Origin of the sequence: Devosia sp. CN2-171 (genome assembly GCF_049354815.1) — a bacterium.
Taxonomy (GTDB): domain Bacteria; phylum Pseudomonadota; class Alphaproteobacteria; order Rhizobiales; family Devosiaceae; genus Devosia_A.
This window is the reverse complement of record NZ_CP186479.1, coordinates 1666099-1683571: the sequence shown is the minus strand read 5'-3', so window position 1 is coordinate 1683571 and position 17473 is coordinate 1666099. Positions and strand designations below refer to the sequence as shown.

The following is a 17473-nucleotide window of genomic DNA, read 5'->3' as shown; positions in this document are numbered from 1 at the left end:
CTCGCTTCGGTGCAGCGGACGGGCGGGAGAGTCGCACAGCTTGGAGCGAGGAGGATAAGATTTGTGCCGCCGGTGCTCACGATGAAGGCGGCAGACTGTTGAACAGGCTCAGCGTGCTGGTGAGTGAGATCGGCAGCGGTGTCCAGATCCCGGTCGTGAGGCCGGCACGGCGGAGCATGCGGGCGGTCCACGTGTTGCAGCCCAGGATGGCAGTGAAGCTGCCCTCGCCCTCAAAGAAGCGATCACTGGCGGTGAGGGCATAGCCCTCGATCGGCAGGACGTGGCCGTCGCGGCGGGTGAAGCTGTCGGAGATCGCCGACAGCATGTGGCCATAGCCCGCCTCGGAGATATCGAGTGCCATCACTGCCGGGTCTGCAGCGGGCAGGGGGCCTAAGACATCGACATGCATGACCGAACCATCGAGGGTCAGTGCCTTGAAGGTCGGCCCCGGTTTCATGTCTGCAAAGCTTGGCGTCTCCAGGTAGAACGAACGCGCACCCCAGCCGAACAGCAGCCAGCGCGCGTTGGGGTGCGTGATGGGCAGCCCTGCGCTGGCGAGGAACGGAAAGGCGGCGAGCGTCCCTGGCTCGAGCGGCACCGCGATGTCCGTGTGGATGGGGTTCGAGACGATGTAGATGCGACGGGTGGCTGGACCACCGTCTGACGGCCCGGAAGGGCTCGGAACCAAGGCTCCGACGACGGCAAGCAGAATGGGGATGCAGACAAGGAGCAGCGTGCCCAACGCGATCCGCTTCACGATCCGCATGCAATGCCCCCGCCAGCCCAAAAGAAAATGCCCGCTTTAGGCGGGCATCTCAATGGTCGATGGGGCGTCGCACTGCTCAATTGAGCCGCGCAGCTACGTCCTTGATGGCCTGGTCGACGAGGGCGTTGCCTTTGGTGGCGACCTGCTTTTCGAGCAGCACGCGGGCGGCTTCGACTGCGAGGTCGGCCGAACGGGCGCGGACTTCGGCGACGGCCTGGGCTTCCGCCTGGGCGATCTTGTCGGTGACCGACTTCTCGCGACGGGCAACCATGGCTTCGAGCGAGGCCTTGGCGTCGGCGGTCAGGCGGAATGCCTCTTCGCGGGCGGCGGTGACGATGCCCTCGGCTTCCTTCTCGGCTTCCTCGCGACGGCGCGCGTAGTCGTCGAGCAGGGCCTTGGCTTCGGCGCGCAGCGCCTCGGCTTCGGCGAGATCGGCTTCGATCTTCTTGATCCGCTCATCGAGCGCCTTGGCGATCGTAGTGTGAACGCCGAAGTAGATGGCGATGCCGATGAAGATAACGAGCGCGACAGTCGCCCAGATGGTGGCGCCGGTGGTGGCGTCGTATCCGAAGCTCCACATGGGCCTTACTCCTTCGAAACCGCGGCGACCGCGGCTTTGGCTTCCGCAGCGGTAGCGCTGCCGGAGATCTTGGCGACGAGTGCCTGTGCCGTCTCGGCCGCGATGCTGCCCACATTGGCGAGAGCGACGGTCTTGTCGGCGAGGATACGGGCCTCGGCCTCGGACACGCGCTTGCTCAACTGGGCCTCGACGTCGGCACGGCGGCCTTCGATGTCGGCCTTGATACCGGCGCGGGTTTCTTCGGCGATGGCGTGGGCGTTCTTGCGCGCCTCGGCCAGGGCCGACTCATAGGCTGCCGCCGCCTTCTCAGTCTCCTGGCGGAGCCGTTCGGCTTCCTTCAGGTCGCCCTCGATGCGGGTGCGGCGCGTTTCGATGATCGAGCCAATGCGGGGCAGCGCCACGCGGCTCATCAGCAGGTAGAGGGCACCGAACGTGATGGCCAGCCACAGCAGCTGGCTACCGAAGCCAGCCGGATCGAAGGGCGGAAACACCTCCGAGTGCGCCTCGGTCGATGCATGCGTCTCGCCCGTCGCGCCATGCGCGTCGGCCGGTGCGGCATGCTCGCTTTCGGCAGCATGCTCCTCGGCAGGCGCTACGACCTCGCCTTGCTGGAGCGCGTCGCCGCTTTCGGCCTGCGCCACGATAATGATGTCTTGGGTCAAACCCGCCATCTCGAAACCCTTTGAGGCCGGAAAAGCCCCGGATCGAAACCCGGAGCCAGTGGTCGTCGGCTCTAAGCCGTCTGACGCGAAATCAGACTGCGAACAGCAGCAGAAGCGCGATCAGGAACGAGAAAATGCCCAGAGCTTCGGTCACGGCGAAGCCGAAGATCAGGTTCGAGAACTGGCCCTGAGCGGCGGCCGGGTTGCGCAGTGCACCCGACAGAAAGCTCCCGAAAATGTTGCCCACGCCGATGGCGGCGCCGGCCATACCGATCGCCGCGATACCCGCGCCGATAAACTTAGCTGCTTCAGCTTCCATTTGTAGTCTGCTCCATTTTGCGACCGATTGACGGCGCTTGCCGCCGTCTCACTGTGAACCGGCCTAGATCAATGCGACGGATGGATCGCATCATTGATGTACATCGAGGTCAGCACTGCAAAGACGTAGGCCTGCAGGGCCGCCACGAGGAGTTCGAGCGCCGTGATCGCCACGGTCATCACCAGCGGCAGCAGCGCACCGAGCCAGCCGAGGAAGCCGAGGCCACCCAGCGTCACGATGAAGCCGGCGAACACCTTCAGCGTGATGTGACCCGCGAGGATGTTGGCGAAGAGACGAACCGAGAGCGAAATCGGCCGCGAAAGGAACGAGACGAACTCGATCAGCACCACCAGCGGCAGGATGTAGCCCGGGATGCCCGACGGCACGAACAGCTTGAGGAACTTGAAGCCGTTCTTCCAGAACCCGTAGATGATGACCACGGCGAACACCAAGGCGGCCAGCGCGAAGGTGATGATGATGTGGCTGGTGACGGTAAAGAAGAACGGGATCATGCCGAACAGGTTTGCGACGAGCACGAACATGAACAGCGAGAAGACGAACGGGAAGAACTTCATGCCGGCCTTGCCGGCCGAGTCCGAGACCATCTTGGCGACGAACTCGTAGAGCATCTCGGAGACGAGTTGCACCCGGTTGGGCACGAGGCTGCGCTTCTGCGTCGAGAGGATGAGGAAGAGACCGATCACACCAACCGTCAGCGCCATGAACAGGGCCGAGTTGGTGAAGGAGAGGCCGCCCTCGCCGGAGGAGACGATATCGGTCAGCAAGAACTGGTGGATCGGGTCGACTTTATTCGGATCGGCCAACTGCTGTTCCCTTTAGGCTAGAGCGCCTTCACTCGTCTTCTTCGTCGTCCGGCACGCGCATGGCGGCCGTAGGCGGCGGAGCCGCCCGATTCATTTCCGCCGCCGAGCGCACCACATTGAGCACGCCTGCCGCGAAACCAACCAGCACCATCACCAGCAACAGCCAGGGACTGGTCTTCAGCCACAGATCGAGCAGGTATCCGATACCCGCGCCGACCAGGATGGCCGCAATGAACTCCGATCCAAGCCGCAAGCCACGGCTCATTCCGGTCATGTTCCGGTTGGCCGCGGCAATTTCCGCGTCACCCGGTTCATCGCTCTCGCTCTGCGCCCGCTTGATCCGGGCAGCGAGATCGGTCGTGAGTGGCCCCGGTTTTCCATCACTGGAAGGGCGCTTGGTGCCGCGTGATTCTGCCATCCCGCTCTCCCCTGCGCCGCCGAACCTTAACAGGAACTGGAGCCCCTCGAAGTCGCGGGCAACATAGTGGCGGCCCCAAGTGGTGTCAAGGCTGCGGACTACGACCTAAGTGATTGAAATAACGTGAGTTTATCGCGTCATGAACAGGTGTGACATTGAGTCATGTCGACTCTGGCCGCCATGATTGGGGCGAGCGTGGGGCACCTACACCGCCTGCCGCACCACTTCCACGGCGCCGGTGAGGTCGACCGACACCAATTGGCTCACGCCGCGCTCGGCCATGGTGACCCCGAACAGCCGGTCGACGCGCGCCATAGTGATGGGATTGTGTGTGATGACGAGGAAGCGCGTTTCGGTGCGCTGGCGCATCGTATCGAGCAGATTGCAGAAGCGCTCGACATTGGCATCGTCGAGCGGCGCATCGACCTCGTCGAGCACGCAGATCGGCGCCGGATTGGTGAGGAACACCGCAAAGATCAGCGACATGGCGGTGAGCGCCTGCTCGCCGCCGGAGAGCAGGGTCATCGTCGTCGGCTTCTTGCCGGGCGGCCGGGCGATGATCTCGAGGCCGGCCTCGAGCGGATCGTCGCTCTCGACGAACTGCAGTTCCGCGGTGCCGCCGCCAAACAGCGAGGTGAACAGCTCCTGGAAGTGGGCGTTGACCTTCTCGAAGGCTTCATTGAGGCGCTGGCGGCCTTCGCGGTTGAGGCTCTGGATGCCGCCGCGGAGCTTGGCGATGGCGGCGATCAGGTCGTCGCGATCGGTGACCATGAGGTCGAGCTTTTCGCGGACCTCCTCCGATTCCTTCTCGGCGCCGAGGTTGACCCCGCCCAGCCGCTCGCGTTCGGCTTTCAGGCGATCGACCTGTGCGGCCACCTGCGATTCCTGCGGCAGGGCGTGTTCGGGGCGTATTCCGGCGAGGCTGGCGGTCTGCGCCGCCTCGATGTTGAGCGTCTCATGCACCTGCCGCTCGATCTGGTGGCGCTGTGCGATGAGGCCGGTGATGCGCTCCTCGACGCGGGCCAGTTCGGCGCGGAAACCCGAGAGCGCATCGTGGGCGAGGCGTTGCGCGCGATCGGCTTCGCGGTGGCGATTCTCGCCGACGCTGAGCGCATCGGTGGTGCCCTTGTGGGCTTCGCGGGCTTTGCCGATCTGCGCATCGAGCTCGCGCCGGCGCTCGGCGAAATCCTCGGGGGATGCGGAGAGGGCGGTGATCTGCTCGCGGACTTCGCCGGTGCGGGTATCGAGAGTCGCGAGCTGGGCGGCGGCGCTGTCGCGGCGGCGGGTCCAGGCGGCGACGTCGCCGGCGATCTGGCCGAGGCGCGAGGCCCGCATGCGGGCGGCGGTCTCGAAGCCGCCGAGCTTGACACGCGCGTCGTCGGCCTTGGTGCGCAGGTCGGCGAGCTGTGCCTGGCGGGTGGAATAGAGCGTTGCGGCTTCTGTTTCGTCACCGGCTTCGGCGACGAGGCGCTCGGCTTCGGTGACGGCGGTTGCCGCGTCGGCGCGGCCGGTTTCGAGGCGGGTGCGGGTCTCCTCGAGCGCGGTCAGACGCGCGGTAAGATCGCCGATGGCGCGCTGGGCTTTGTCGAGTTCGGCTTGCGCCGCGGCGATATCGCGCTGCGCGGTGCGCCACGCTTCGCGCTTGCTGCGCTCGTCGGTGCGAGCGGTGTTCAGCGCTTCGGTGAGGGTGGTCGCATCGGCGCGGCGGCTATTGCGCGTGGCCCGGGCTTCGGCGATCTCGGCTTCGAGCTCGGCGAGCCGGTTGCGCTGCGCCAGCTTTTCCGCGGCAGCGGTCGGCGCGTCGGCGGCGGCAACGAGCCCGTCCCAGCGCCACAGTGCGCCCTGCTTGGTGACAAGGCGCTGGCCGGGCCTGAGTTGCGAGGCGAGGCGCACACCGTCGGCGGCATCGATGATGCCGATTTGCGCCAGCCGGCGGGCGAGAAGGGGGCTGCCGGAGACGAACTGGGACAACGCCACGGCGCCGGCCGGCAGCGTGGGATCGTCGCTCGCCATTGCGCCGGCCCAGTGCAGCGGCGCCTTGGCATCGGACGAAGCGTCGAGGTCGTCGCCGAGCGCGGCGCCCAGCGCCGTCTCGTAGCCGGGGGCAACCTTGAGCTGGTCGACGATCGCCGGCCACTTGCTGGCGCCGCTGTTGAGGATGCGCGTCAGCGTCTGCGCCTCCGCCTCAAGCCGGTTGAGCGCCGCCTCGATCTGCTGCAGCTCTGGGCGGATCGCGTCGGCAGCGGCCTGCGCTGCACTGGCCGCGGCTTCAGCGGCGACTGCATCGCCTTCGGCGGAACTGGCGCGAGCCTGCGCCTGCTCCAACGCGTCGCGCTTTGCGGTAAGAGTGGCGTCGGAAGCGAGGGTGCGGGCGAGTTGTTCGGCCTCGCGCGCGACATCGGCGATCTGCGTTTCGAGCCGCTGCGCCCGGGTGCGGGCCTCGCCGACACTGCGTTCGGCAGCGGCGCGGCGGGCGCGGAGTTGCGCCAGCGCCTCGGCCGCACCGCGCGCATCTGCATCGGCCTTGGCGACTTCCGCCTGCATCGCCTCGGCAGCCGCACGAGCCGCTTCAAGAGCCTGCTGCTCGCCGGCGGCATCGGCTTCGAGCTGCGTCCGTTCCGCAGCGGTGGCTTTCAGCGCCTCGTCGCTTTCGCCGACGAGGGCGCGCTCGCGCACGGCGTCCTGCTCGATCTGCTTGAGGCGCTCGTTCAGTTCGTTGAGCCGGGCAGCGGCGCGCCTGGCCTCGTTGTCGAGCTGTTCGGCAAGGATGGTGAGCCGCTGCAACGCGGCACCGGCCGCGGCCTCGGCTTCGCGCAGTGGCGCAAGCGCCTTGTCGGCGAGGAACACCACCTTCTGGGCTTCGAGTTCGACGTGCTGCGCGTCGGCGAGGTCGCGGACGAGCTTGGCCTGGGCCGCCTCGGCATTCTTCTCGTTGAAGCGGGCGGCGATCCAGCGGATGTGGAACAGCGTTGCCTCGGCCTTGCGGATATCGCCGCTCAGCGCCCGGTAGCGCACGGCCAGGCGGGCCTGCCGACGCAGCGTTTCGAGCTGCTGCTCGACCTGCGCGATGATGTCGTCGACGCGCTCGAGGTTCTGCTCGGCGGCGCGAAGGCGCAGCTCGGCTTCATGCCGGCGCGAATGGAGACCGGAAATACCGGCCGCCTCTTCGAGCAGCGCGCGACGCTGCTGCGGCTTGGCCGCGATCAGCTCGCCGATCTGGCCCTGGCGGACGAGGGCAGGGGAGTGAGCGCCAGTCGAGGCATCGGCGAAGAGAAGCTGCACATCGCGGGCGCGGACTTCCCGGCCGTTGACGCGATAGACCGAGCCTTCCTCGCGCTCGATGCGGCGGGTGACTTCCAGCACGTCGGCATTGTTGAGCGGCGCCGGAGCGGTGCGGTCGGAGTTATCGAGAACAAGCGTGACTTCGGCCGTGTTGCGGCCGGGTCGACTGCCGGAGCCGGCAAAGATCACGTCGTCCATGCCCGAGGCGCGCATCGCCTTGTACGAGCTTTCGCCCATCACCCAGCGCAGCGCCTCGACGAGGTTGGACTTGCCGCAGCCGTTGGGCCCGACAACGCCGGAAAGACCGGGCTCCAGATGGAGCTCGGTGGGATCGCAGAACGATTTGAAACCGGTGAGCTTGAGGCGCGTGAACTTCATCGCGCGCCCCGAAGAGCGCGACGCTTAGGCGAGCAGCGGATCGATTTCGGCCTTGAGAGCCTCAAGCGAGCTTTCCCCGGTCAGCATCTTGCCGTTGATGTAGAAAGTCGGCGTGCCCTGGAGCTTGAACTCGTCGAGCGCCTGCTTCTGCACCGCTTCGAGTCCGGCATAGAGGTCCTGATTCTTCAAGGCAGCGTCGTAGCTTTCCTTGGTGAAACCGAGCTGCTGGGCGATTGCGAAGATCGCATCGTTCGGCGTGTTTGACGCGGCCCAGGTGTCCTGGGTCTTGAAGAAGGTGTCGACGACCTCGTGATACTTCTCCGGGCCGGCGGCCTCGGCGAGCATGAACACCACCGCATCGAGCACGTTGCGGATGAACGGGCGGCCGATGAACTGGATCTTGTTGGTGTCGATATATTCCGCCTTGAGCTGCGGGTAGACATCGAGCGCGAAGGCCTTGCAGTGCGGGCAGGTCGGCGACAGGTACTCGATCAGCGTCACCTTTGACTCGGGATTGCCGAGCGGATGATCCTTGTAGCCGCCAGCCGGTGCGAGCAGCTTGGCCGCATCGAACTGCTGCGCCATCGCGCTGGTGGCGCCGAACAGCAGCGTCAGGCCCGTGCCCGAAGCGGCTGCGACCATGGCGGCGCCCGAGCCGATGAGAATATTGCGACGGTTGGCCACGAGTTTGTCTCCGTTTTTGGTTGCCGCTCGTATATCGCGCTGAGCTTACGGGCGGCAAGTTCAACCCGCGATGAACGGTTTCACCGCGTGATGAACAGTTGGTGAGGGCTTGCATCCTCCCCCGTGAACGGGGGAGGATGAAGAGGCTACCGCATCTTCTTCTTCGCCATCGCCTGCCCCAACTCCCGCAAGGCCTCACGCACCCCCGGATCCTCGACTCTCTCGACGACCCGGCTGATCCGCGCCCGCGTGACCTCGGGTAGGGCAGGGATGGTCTCCGGAACCGTATCCTCGATCGGGAACGGCGTGGCGCTGATGCGGACCTGGCCGATGAGTAGGTAGCCGAAATAGCGGTTGATGGCCGCGGCGACGCGCTGGCCCTCGTGTTGCAGGGCAAGTGCATGGCCTGGATGGCAGCTGAGGTGCAAAACCGCGCCTTCGGCGCCCTTCTCGCCGCGTGGCCAACTGAGCTTGTCGGGGCGGGTCACCTTGTCGTAGGGCGCCGGGGCCATGGCCGGCCAGTTGCTGACGAGGTCGCGGCTGGCGAAGCCGCGCTTCTTCAGCGCGGGATCGATGGCGTTGCCCAGCGCTTCACCGACGCCGACGGCGCGATTGAGCCGGCGGGGCTGCACGTCGTCCTTGCCCTTGGGTTCGGCTTTGTCGGCCACTGGTAACAACTTCCTGCTGCAGCTTGCGCCGAGGGTACGGGCGCGGCATCTGTTGCCGCCTATCATGTCAAATGCCGCAGCCCAGCAAAACCCCGTGCCGCTCGATGTGGAGGCGGTTCTCGCCTGGTACGATCGCCACGCGCGCACCTTGCCCTGGCGTGTGAGCCCGGCCGACCGGGCGCGCGGCGTGCGGCCCGATCCCTATCGGGTTTGGCTCAGCGAGATCATGCTGCAGCAGACGACGGTCGCCGCGGTGGGGCGTTACTACGCGCGCTTCCTGCACCTGTGGCCGACGGTGGCGCACTTGGCCGCGGCGCCGCTGGAGGCGGTGCTCGTCGAATGGGCGGGGCTCGGTTACTACGCGCGGGCCCGGAACCTTCATGCCTGCGCGGTGGCGGTGGCAGAGCGGTTCGGCGGCGCGTTCCCGACAGCGTCGGAAGAGTTGCTGACCCTGCCGGGGGTCGGTCCCTACACGGCTGCTGCGATTGCCGCGATCACCGCGGATGAGCGCATCGCCGTGGTTGACGGCAATGTCGATCGCGTCGTGGCGCGCTACCTGGCCCTCGATGTGCCGGTGCGCGATGCCAAGGATCTGGTGCGCGCGACCGTGCAACAGGCGGTTCCGGCACGGGCCGGTGACTTTGCGCAGGCGCTGATGGACCTCGGAGCGACGATCTGCGCCCCGCGCAATGCCGCCTGCATCCTCTGCCCGGTGGAACCCGGCTGTCGTGGTGCAAAGCTCGAGCCGCTGGCGTATCCCGTGAAGGCAGAGAAGGCGGATCGGCCGACCCGTTATGGGCACGCCTTCGTCATGCGCGATGCCGACGGCGACGTGTATCTGAGGACGCGAGCCGACAAGGGCCTGCTCGCCAAGATGACCGAGACGCCGGTGTCGGAGTGGACCGGCGACAAGCGGCCGTTCGCTCCGCCGCTACCGTTCGACTGGAGTCATCGTGGGCAGATCGTGCATGTGTTCACGCACTTCCGGCTGGAGCTTGAAGTGTGGACGGCGGACATTACCGAAACCAGCGCGCTCGCCGACGGCTGGTGGGCCGATCCGCGCGAACTCGATGCCGAGGCACTGCCGAGTGTGTTCCGCAAGGTGCTTGTGGCGGCCGGCGTAGAGTAGCCACAAAAACAAACCGCCGGCACTTCTGCGCCGGCGGTGATGTTAGCCTGGTTGATTGGAGGTCAGGATCAGGCTGAAAGGCGGTCCATTTCGGCGCGCACTTGGGTGCGGTAATCGTCGATGGGGGCGAGGCGGCTGCCTTGTCGGGCATGCCAGAAGGTCCAGCCATTGCAGGCTTCGGCACCCTGGACGAGTGCGCCGACACGGTGGATCGAACCCATGTGCTGGCCGGAGACCAGCGAGCCATCGGCGCGCACCATGGCGCTGAAGCGCTGGCGTTCGTCGTAGAGTTCGGTGCCCGGCGCGATCAGGCCCATCTCGACCAGCGACCCGAAGGCGACGCGCGGTGCCTGGCGCTTGGAGACGGCCGTCTCGATGGTTTCCGCGCTGAGCGGCTTGATCGTGGCGATGCGCTTCAGGGCGCCGGCGATGTAGGTGTCCTCGCGCTCGATGCCGATGAAGTGGCGGCCGAGCTTCTTCGCCACGGCGCCGGTGGTGCCGGTGCCAAAGAAGGGGTCGAGCACGACGTCGCCCGGCTTGGTGGTGGCGCTGATCACGCGATAGAGCAGGGCCTCGGGCTTCTGCGTGGGGTGCAGTTTCTCGTCGTCGTCGCCCTTGAGGCGCTCGGCGCCGGTGCAGATCGGGAACAGCCAATCGGAGCGCATCTGCACATCGTCATTTGCGAGCTTCAGCTGCTCGTAGTTGAAGGTGACGCGGGACTCGCGGTCCTTGGCGGCCCAGATCAGCGTCTCGTGCGCATTGGTGAAACGCGTGCCGCGGAAGTTCGGCATCGGGTTCGACTTGCGCCAGATGATGTCGTTGAGCATCCAGAAATCGAGATCCTGGAGTGCCGCGCCGACGCGGAAAATGTTGTGATAGGAGCCGATGACCCAGATGGCGCCATCGGGCTTGAGGATGCGCCGCGCCGCCTTCAACCAGGCTCGCGTGAACACATCGTAGTGGGCAAAGCTGTCGAACTTGTCCCAGTCGTCATCGACGCCCGCGACCTTGGATTGGTCGGGACGCGTCAGCCCCTGCTCCAGCTGGAGATTGTAGGGCGGATCCGCAAAAATCAGGTCAACCGAGCCGGCCGGCAAGGCATTCATGTGTGCAACACAGTCGCCCACAAGGATGGTGTCGATGGGGAGCATGCTCCCCTCCGCATTGGCGGAATCCGCCATACGCGCGGTACGCAACATTACTCGAACCCTGACGCAGTACTAACGGGATCGGTTGTAAGGCGTTAGGGTTAAAGGGGATTTAAGCGCCGAGGTTAGCGAGAGGTTAAGCCGCGACTACGTGGTCGGTCACGACGATCCCGGCGTCCTTCAGGCGTTGGGCCTCGATGCAGGGCGCGTAGTCCATGCGATGGTGGCGGCCGGGCCCGTGCTCGGTCAGGGCTTGCAGGTGCACCGGCGCGGCATAGCCTTTGTGGCTGTCGAAGCCGAACTGCGGCTCCTCGCAATGCATGATCTGGCACATGCGATCCCGGGTGACCTTGGCGATGATCGAAGCTGCGGCGATGGAGACGGACTTGCCGTCGCCGCCGACAATGGCCTGGCCGGCACAGGGCAGGTTCTTGGGCACGATGTTGCCATCGACGAGGACGTGGTCGGCCCGGACGGTGAGGCCGAGGACGGCCTGTCGCATGCCGTAGAGCGAGGCCTGGAGGATGTTCATCCGGGCGATCACCGAAGGCGGCATCACGGAGATCGAGACGATGGCCTTGGCCATGATCTCCTCGTAGAGCTCCTCGCGCTCGGCGGCGGTGAGTTGCTTTGAATCGTTGAGGCCCGAGGGAACGCGGCGGTGGTTCAGGATCACGGCCGAGACGACTACCGGCCCGGCCAACGGTCCGCGGCCGGCCTCATCGACACCGCACACGATCGTTGCCCCGCGCTTGATCGCAGCACGCTCGAACTTGAGCGTGGGCAAAGGAGGGATGATCGGAGTGGTGGGCGATTCGGCACGCATGCCTCTAGCATCGACAGCAATGCTGGCGAGGCAAGGGCGAAGTTGGGGTCGGGTCGGTAGTCTTGCCACACATTTCGCCACCCACCCGCTGTCATCCCAGCGAAGGCTGGGATCCAAGCTTCAGCTGATGCGGGCTGTGCAATGGGTCCCTGCTTTCGCAGGGATGACAGCCGGTGAGGGAGCGCCGATCGTGCCACAGGCACACGGCGTCAGAACAAACTCATCTGCCCGTCATCCACCTTCGGATGCTCGAACAGGTCGATCCGCAGCGGCGGGATGGTCTTGTTCAGGCCGTAGCGCGCCTTGGCCCGTTCGAGCCGCTGGCGCAGGAGCTCGGCATACGGCCCCTCGCCGACGAAGCGGGTGTGGAAGTTCGGGTCGTTGTCCTTGCCGCCGCGCGCATCGCGGATGAGGCCCATGACGTGGCTGACCCGATCGGGGAAATGCCGCAGCAGCCACTCGCGGAAGATGTCGCGCACCTCGAGCGGCAAGCGGACGAGGATGGCGCTGGCATCGCGCGCGCCCTGGGCGGCAGCGGCATCGAGGATGCGCTCGAGCTCCATGTCGTTGATCGCCGGGATCATCGGCGCGGCCATGACGGTGGTCGGAACGCCGGCCTCGGAGAGCAGGCGCACCGCCTCCAGCCGCTTCTCGGGCGTCGAGGCGCGCGGCTCCATCTTGCGGGAAAGCTTGTGGTCCATGCTGGTGATCGACAGGGCCACGCGGACGAGGTTGAGCTCGGCCAGCGGCTTGAGGATATCGAGATCGCGCACCACCAGCGCCGACTTGGTGGTGATGGTCACCGGGTGCTTGGTTTCCAGCAGCAACTGCAGGATGCCGCGCGTCAGCTTGTGCTTGCGCTCGGCAGGCTGGTACGGGTCGGTGTTGGTGCCCATGGCGATGGGCTTGGGCTTGTAGCGCTTGTCGGCCAGCTCGCGCCGCAGCAGCTCGACCGCGTTGGTCTTCACATAGATGTCGCGCTCGAACTCCAGCCCCGGCGAGTGTCCGAGATAGGCATGCGTCGGCCGCGCGAAGCAATACGAGCACCCATGCTCGCAGCCGCGATAGGCGTTGATCGAGCGATCGAACCCGATGTCAGGGCTCTCGTTGCGGGCGATGATGGTGCGGGCGCGCTCGACATGCTCGATGGTCTCGAACGGCTTCAGATCCTCGACGTTGTAAATCCCCTGACCCCAGCCGTCATCGACCTCCTCGCGGCTTTCCTTGTCATAGCGGCTGCCCTTGTTGGTCTGCGCGCCGCGGCCGCGATTGAGCGCGGGATCGACGAAGCGTCGCGCGATCAGATCAGCATCACGGGTGCCGCTGAGCTTCTCCAGCTGTTCGAACGAAGGCGCGACACGCATTGCCATGGGGCATCTCCAACGGTCCGGACAGCGACTCGCCACCCAGGTAACGTTCCGTTACGACTATCAGTTGCGTGAGAACAGAACAAGAACAAAGTGGCGGGGATATGTCTCCAACGGGTTGACCCGACGAGCTCGGCTGCTAGGTTTCATGGGTCAGAAAAGGTGAGGCAGGTGCGGTTGGCCCCGTCCCGCTGCGGCGGTCCTGGCCTTCGCTTCGGCGATAGTCCCGTGGCCTTCAACGCCCTCCACAGTGGAGCGGCGAAACGAAAGGTCATGGTAATGCTGCCATCTGTCTCGGTTATCACCCTCGGCACCGCCGACCTCGCGCGCTCGCGGCGCTTCTATGTCGAGGGCTTCGGCTGGAAGCCGGTCTATGAGAGCGACGTCATCATCTTCTACCAGCTCAACGGCCTTGTGCTGGGCACGTTCCTGACGGCGGAACTGGAGGCGGACATGAATCGCACCGGACTGTTGACGCCCGGTGCGTTCTCGCTGGCCCACAATGTGCGCACGGAGGCCGAGGTGGCGCCCCTGATCGAGCGGCTCGCATCGGCCGGCGGACGCGTGTTGCGACCGGCCGATGCGCCACCGCATGGCGGCGTCCGCGGCTATATCGCCGATCCGGACGACCATGCCTGGGAGATTGCCTGGAACCCCGGCTTCGCCATGGATGCCGAGGGCAATGTCACCTTCGGACTTTAGAGCCCGAACAGGCCCCAGCGACCCCAAAGCACAAAGGCCGGGAGAACCAGGAGGACGAGGTTCATCGGCAACACCATGGTGCCGTCGCCGCGACGCTGGTGGAAGCCGAGCGCAAGAATCTGCAACACAACCGAGCCGAGCGCCGCGAGCGGCGTCAGGAAGGTGAGGATGCCGGTGGCGAGCGGCAGGATCAGGCCGAGGCCAGCTGCCGCGTCGACGGCGCCGATGGAGCGCACGAAGCCTGGCGTATGATCGCCGGGCCATTTCATCATCTTTGCGAGGTCGGGTATCGGCCGCGTCAGCTTCATGAAGCCGGCCATGAGGTAGAGCAGGCCCGCGATGATCGCTGCGGCCCAGAGCCAAAAGTCGAGAGAAGTGAGGAAGTCCATCTTGATGTTTTCCGAAGAGGGCAGCCCTCTGCCGCCGCATTGGCGCGGAAGATGACGGCGAGTGCTTCGTCCCACAATCGGGGTATGGCTGGAATGATCGTGCAGATTGCTGCATAATCGACGGATGATCCTCGATGGCATCGATGTGTTCGTCCGGGTTGTGCAGGAGGGCAGCTTCTCGGCTGCCGCACGGCAGTTGGGCATGCCCACCACCACGGTCTCGGCAAAGATCGCGCGGCTCGAGGAGCGGCTGGGGGTTACCCTGATCCAGCGCTCGACCCGGCGCATGCATGTCACCGAGGCCGGGGCGGCTTATTTTGCGCACTGCGTGCAGGCGCTCGATGCGCTCGAAGCCGGGGAAAGCCAGCTTGCCGCGACAGGCAGCGAGCCCTCGGGGCTGCTCCGGGTAACCGCGCCCTCCGATATCGCCAGCACGGCGCTGCCACCGCTCTGCGAGCGCTTTCTCGCGGCGTACCCGAAGGTGGATCTCGATCTGGTGGTAACCAACCGGCAGATTGACCTGATCGCTGAAGGCGTCGATCTGGCGGTGCGGGCCGGTCCGATGCGCGATTCCACCATGCTGAGCCGCAAGTTCGTTTCGGGCAGGCTCGGGCTCTGGGCCTCGGCGGCGTATCTCGAACGGCGCGGTACGCCACGCAGCCTCGCCGATCTCGCCGACCACGAGATGATCGCCTTTTCGCGAATGCCTGAGGCCTTCACGCTGTTCGCCGGCACTGAGAAGTTCATGCTGCCGACGCAGACCCGTATTCGCGCCGACGACATGCAGACCATCCGCACCTTCGTGCTGCGCGGCGCGGGCATCGGCATACTGCCCGATTTCAACGCGGTGATGCCGGATAGCCCGCTGGTCCGCGTGCTGCCGCAGTTCTCGACCGAACCGGGCGGCGTGTACTTCGTCTACCCAGCGCAACGGTTCATGACCGTGAACGTGCGGGCCTTCATGGACATGGCGCGGGCGATGATGGCGGAGCACCCGGGAGCGGAGTAGGGCGGAAGTCTAACCCGCGACCTTCGAGAAATCCGCCACGAGCCGCATCGTGTCGCGTAGCTTTGCCAGCAGGTTGAGCCGGTTCGTCCGCACGGCCGGATCGGCGTCGTTCACCATTACCGCCTCGAAGAACGCGTCAACCGGCTGGCGCAGCGTGGCGAGGGCGGCGATGGCGGCGTGGTAGTCGTTGGCGGCGACTTTGGCGGCCACGGCGGCGTCGGCCTTCATGATGGCGTCGGCGAGCGCGATCTCGGTGTCGAGCTTGAGCTGCTCCTCGATCACCGGCGCGTCGTACTTCCTGCCGTCCTTCTTCTCCTCGGCGCTGAGGATATTGGCGGCGCGGCGATAGCCGGCGAGAAGGTTCACGCCATCTTCGGAGCCGAGAAGCTTGCCCAGCGCATCGACGCGGCGGGTGATCTCGAGGATGTCGTTGCTGTCCCTGGAGATGACCGCGTCGACGAGGTCGTGGCGCGCCCCGGCGTCGCGCAGCGATACCTTGAGCCGATCGTGGAAAAAGCTGAGGAGGTCCGGCTCAACTTCGAGCGGGAAGGTCAGCTTGTTGTCGGTGATGATGCGGATCACACCGAGCGCCGCGCGGCGCAGGGCGAACGGGTCACGCGAGCCGGTGGGCTTTTCGTCGATTGCCCAGAAGCCGGTGAGGGTGTCGAGCTTGTCGGCCAGCGCCACAGCAATGGCGACGGGCTCGCCCGGCACAAGATCGGTGGGACCGAGCGGCTTGTAGTGGTCGGCGATGGCGTTGGCGACGGCGTTCGGTTCGCCCTGGGCCAGCGCATAGTAGCGGCCCATGATGCCCTGCAGTTCGGGGAACTCGCCGACCATGCCGGTGGTGAGGTCGGCCTTGGCGAGCATCGCGGCGCGCTTGGCCTGCCCGACATTGGCGCCGACTTTGCCCGCGATCTCACCCGCCAGCTTCACCAGCCGCTCCACGCGCTGGAACTGGGTTCCGAGCTTGGCGTGAAACACGCTCTCCTCGAGCTTGGGCAGGCCATGCTCGAGCGGCAGGGAGAGGTCGGTCTTGTAGAAGAAGCGGGCGTCCGACAGGCGGGCGCGGATGACCCGCTCGTTGCCGGCGACGATCGTCTTGCCGCCGTCCTCGGCGATCTGGTTCGAGGTGATGATGAAATAGGGCGCGAGCTTGCCCGACGCATCGCGCAGGCAGAAGCACTTCTGGTTGGCGCGGATGGTGGCGATGATCACTTCCTCGGGCACTTCGAGAAAGGCGGGATCGAACGAACCGAGCATCACCACCGGCCACTCGACGAGGCCGGCGACTTCTTCGAGCAGGCCTTCGTCGTGGATGACTGTAAGGCCCTGCGCGAAGGCGAGCTGGTCGGCGTCGGTCTTGATGATGTCCTTGCGGCGGTCGATGTCGAGGACGACCTTGGCCTTTTCCAGCGCCTGCACGTAATCGTCGAAGCGTTTCACCCGGATGGCGTCGGGCGCGAGGAAGCGGTGGCCATAGGTGGTCTGCCCGCTGGCGACGGTGTTCGAGTTGAACGGCACGACGACGGGCTCGTCGTTCTCGGTGCCGAATGTGGCGGTGATGGCGCGGAGCGGCCGGACCCAAGTGAGCCCGCCGTTCCCCCACTGCATGGATTTGGGCCAATCGAAGCCGGTGATCACCTTGGGGAGGAGGCTCGAGAGAATCTCGGTGGCCTCGGCGCCCTTCCTGTCGATATGGGCAACGTAGAACTCGCCCTTCTTGGGGTCGGACTCGATCTTGGCCTGGTCGATCGAAGTCAGGCCCGCTGCCTTGAGGAACCCATCGATGGCCTGCTGCGGCGAGCCGACGCGCGGGCCCTTCTTCTCCTCGCGCGTGTCGGGCGAACGGGCCGGCAGGCCAGTGACGGTGAGCGCGAGGCGGCGCGGTGTGACGAAGGCCTTGGCGCTCTCGTAGACGAGGCCGGCGTCGACCAGGGCGTTGGTGACGGCCTTCTTCAGGTCCTCGGCTGCCTTCCGCTGCATGCGCGCGGGGATTTCTTCCGAGAACAGTTCGACGAGGAGTTCAGGCATCTGGGCACCGGGGATTAAGGCGCCGGAGGACTAGCAAGGGCGGGGGGGATTGTCCATTGCGGGCAGCCGCAATCGCCCCGGCCGCCCTTCGGCTCCGGGTAATGGGTGGACGGGGACCGGCGCGGTTTTGGGCCACGCGGTTAGTCCGCAAATGAAACGGCCGTCGCCGCGCCGATCCAGATCGGGATGAGTAGGATCGGTGGAATCCAAGGAGCGTGCCCCCATCGCACCTCTCGTCTGCATTACTGCATCGGAGCCCGGATGGGTGGTCGGTTGTCGGTCCCACAA

At 65.9% G+C, this 17473-nt stretch carries 17 protein-coding genes; 3 read left to right on the top strand and 14 right to left on the bottom strand.

The window, feature by feature from the left end; translation table 11 throughout:
- Positions 1–76: 76 nt before the first annotated feature.
- From ACOYW5_RS08370 to ACOYW5_RS08330, 9 genes are all read right to left on the bottom strand, one after another.
- On the bottom strand, positions 77–766 hold the full coding sequence (locus ACOYW5_RS08370; protein WP_423068792.1) for a TIGR02117 family protein: 690 nt from the start codon (positions 764–766) through the stop codon (positions 77–79).
- Positions 767–842: 76 nt separating this feature from the next.
- The gene (locus tag ACOYW5_RS08365; RefSeq protein WP_423068791.1) at positions 843–1346 is read right to left on the bottom strand and encodes an ATP F0F1 synthase subunit B; all 504 of its coding nucleotides are present in this window, start codon (positions 1344–1346) and stop codon (positions 843–845) included.
- 5 nt (positions 1347–1351) lie between these two features.
- Positions 1352–2017: a F0F1 ATP synthase subunit B gene (locus tag ACOYW5_RS08360; protein WP_423068790.1), complete on the bottom strand. Its 666-nt coding sequence runs from the start codon at positions 2015–2017 to the stop codon at positions 1352–1354.
- 82 nt (positions 2018–2099) lie between these two features.
- Complete coding sequence (locus tag ACOYW5_RS08355; RefSeq protein ID WP_423068789.1) at positions 2100–2327, bottom strand: F0F1 ATP synthase subunit C; 228 nt, start codon at positions 2325–2327, stop codon at positions 2100–2102.
- 68 nt (positions 2328–2395) lie between these two features.
- Positions 2396–3151 (bottom strand): F0F1 ATP synthase subunit A, encoded by a 756-nt coding sequence (locus ACOYW5_RS08350; RefSeq protein ID WP_423068788.1) that lies wholly within the window; start codon positions 3149–3151, stop codon positions 2396–2398.
- 28 nt (positions 3152–3179) lie between these two features.
- Positions 3180–3569, bottom strand: coding sequence for an AtpZ/AtpI family protein (locus ACOYW5_RS08345; protein ID WP_423068787.1), 390 nt, complete (start codon positions 3567–3569; stop codon positions 3180–3182).
- 204 nt (positions 3570–3773) lie between these two features.
- The gene (gene smc, locus ACOYW5_RS08340; RefSeq protein WP_423068786.1) at positions 3774–7229 is read right to left on the bottom strand and encodes a chromosome segregation protein SMC; all 3456 of its coding nucleotides are present in this window, start codon (positions 7227–7229) and stop codon (positions 3774–3776) included.
- A gap of 24 nt (positions 7230–7253) precedes the next feature.
- Positions 7254–7913 (bottom strand): thioredoxin domain-containing protein, encoded by a 660-nt coding sequence (locus tag ACOYW5_RS08335; RefSeq protein ID WP_423068785.1) that lies wholly within the window; start codon positions 7911–7913, stop codon positions 7254–7256.
- A 146-nt stretch (positions 7914–8059) separates the two neighbouring features.
- Entirely contained in the window at positions 8060–8581 is a 522-nt protein-coding gene (locus tag ACOYW5_RS08330; protein WP_423068784.1) for a DUF721 domain-containing protein, read from the bottom strand.
- A 64-nt stretch (positions 8582–8645) separates the two neighbouring features.
- On the opposite strand from ACOYW5_RS08330, the gene ACOYW5_RS08325 reads away from it, so the two are divergent.
- A complete protein-coding gene (locus ACOYW5_RS08325) occupies positions 8646–9710 on the top strand; it encodes an A/G-specific adenine glycosylase (protein ID WP_423068783.1) in 1065 nt (354 codons plus the stop codon).
- Between the two features lie 68 nt (positions 9711–9778).
- Here the strand turns inward: ACOYW5_RS08325 and ACOYW5_RS08320 are convergent, their stop codons facing one another.
- From ACOYW5_RS08320 to ACOYW5_RS08310, 3 genes are all read right to left on the bottom strand, one after another.
- Positions 9779–10861: a site-specific DNA-methyltransferase gene (locus tag ACOYW5_RS08320; protein ID WP_423068782.1), complete on the bottom strand. Its 1083-nt coding sequence runs from the start codon at positions 10859–10861 to the stop codon at positions 9779–9781.
- 133 nt (positions 10862–10994) lie between these two features.
- A complete protein-coding gene (locus ACOYW5_RS08315) occupies positions 10995–11645 on the bottom strand; it encodes a ribonuclease HII (RefSeq protein ID WP_423068781.1) in 651 nt (216 codons plus the stop codon).
- A 248-nt stretch (positions 11646–11893) separates the two neighbouring features.
- Positions 11894–13054, bottom strand: a complete 1161-nt coding sequence (locus ACOYW5_RS08310; RefSeq protein WP_423068780.1) for a PA0069 family radical SAM protein — start codon at positions 13052–13054, stop codon at positions 11894–11896.
- Positions 13055–13330: 276 nt separating this feature from the next.
- Here ACOYW5_RS08310 and ACOYW5_RS08305 point away from each other — a divergent pair, with 276 nt between their 5' ends.
- On the top strand, positions 13331–13753 hold the full coding sequence (locus tag ACOYW5_RS08305) for a VOC family protein (RefSeq protein ID WP_423068779.1): 423 nt from the start codon (positions 13331–13333) through the stop codon (positions 13751–13753).
- Here ACOYW5_RS08305 and ACOYW5_RS08300 read toward each other — a convergent pair.
- Positions 13750–14142: a DoxX family protein gene (locus ACOYW5_RS08300; protein ID WP_423068778.1), complete on the bottom strand. Its 393-nt coding sequence runs from the start codon at positions 14140–14142 to the stop codon at positions 13750–13752. The two genes, ACOYW5_RS08305 and ACOYW5_RS08300, sit on opposite strands and share 4 nt — an antisense overlap.
- Before the next feature lie 124 nt (positions 14143–14266).
- On the opposite strand from ACOYW5_RS08300, the gene ACOYW5_RS08295 reads away from it, so the two are divergent.
- Complete coding sequence (locus ACOYW5_RS08295; RefSeq protein ID WP_423068777.1) at positions 14267–15151, top strand: LysR family transcriptional regulator; 885 nt, start codon at positions 14267–14269, stop codon at positions 15149–15151.
- Positions 15152–15160: 9 nt separating this feature from the next.
- Here the strand turns inward: ACOYW5_RS08295 and glyS are convergent, their stop codons facing one another.
- Positions 15161–17185 carry a glycine--tRNA ligase subunit beta gene (glyS, locus tag ACOYW5_RS08290; RefSeq protein ID WP_423068776.1) on the bottom strand — a complete coding sequence of 675 codons (2025 nt, stop codon included), beginning with the start codon at positions 17183–17185 and terminating at the stop codon, positions 15161–15163.
- Between the last annotated feature and the right edge of the window lie 288 nt (positions 17186–17473).

Excerpts from the sequence above, each read along its gene's own strand:
- ACOYW5_RS08370 (WP_423068792.1), bottom strand. The coding sequence starts at position 766 with ATGCGGATCGTGAAGCGGATCGCGTTGGGCACGCTGCTCCTTGTCTGC.
- ACOYW5_RS08365 (WP_423068791.1), bottom strand. The coding sequence starts at position 1,346 with ATGTGGAGCTTCGGATACGACGCCACCACCGGCGCCACCATCTGGGCG.
- ACOYW5_RS08360 (WP_423068790.1), bottom strand. The coding sequence starts at position 2,017 with ATGGCGGGTTTGACCCAAGACATCATTATCGTGGCGCAGGCCGAAAGC.
- ACOYW5_RS08355 (WP_423068789.1), bottom strand. The coding sequence starts at position 2,327 with ATGGAAGCTGAAGCAGCTAAGTTTATCGGCGCGGGTATCGCGGCGATC.
- ACOYW5_RS08345 (WP_423068787.1), bottom strand. The coding sequence starts at position 3,569 with ATGGCAGAATCACGCGGCACCAAGCGCCCTTCCAGTGATGGAAAACCG.
- smc (WP_423068786.1), bottom strand. The coding sequence starts at position 7,229 with ATGAAGTTCACGCGCCTCAAGCTCACCGGTTTCAAATCGTTCTGCGAT.
- ACOYW5_RS08325 (WP_423068783.1), top strand. The coding sequence starts at position 8,646 with ATGTCAAATGCCGCAGCCCAGCAAAACCCCGTGCCGCTCGATGTGGAG.
- ACOYW5_RS08320 (WP_423068782.1), bottom strand. The coding sequence starts at position 10,861 with ATGCTCCCCATCGACACCATCCTTGTGGGCGACTGTGTTGCACACATG.
- ACOYW5_RS08310 (WP_423068780.1), bottom strand. The coding sequence starts at position 13,054 with ATGGCAATGCGTGTCGCGCCTTCGTTCGAACAGCTGGAGAAGCTCAGC.
- ACOYW5_RS08305 (WP_423068779.1), top strand. The coding sequence starts at position 13,331 with ATGCTGCCATCTGTCTCGGTTATCACCCTCGGCACCGCCGACCTCGCG.
- ACOYW5_RS08300 (WP_423068778.1), bottom strand. The coding sequence starts at position 14,142 with ATGGACTTCCTCACTTCTCTCGACTTTTGGCTCTGGGCCGCAGCGATC.
- ACOYW5_RS08295 (WP_423068777.1), top strand. The coding sequence starts at position 14,267 with ATGATCCTCGATGGCATCGATGTGTTCGTCCGGGTTGTGCAGGAGGGC.
- glyS (WP_423068776.1), bottom strand. The coding sequence starts at position 17,185 with ATGCCTGAACTCCTCGTCGAACTGTTCTCGGAAGAAATCCCCGCGCGC.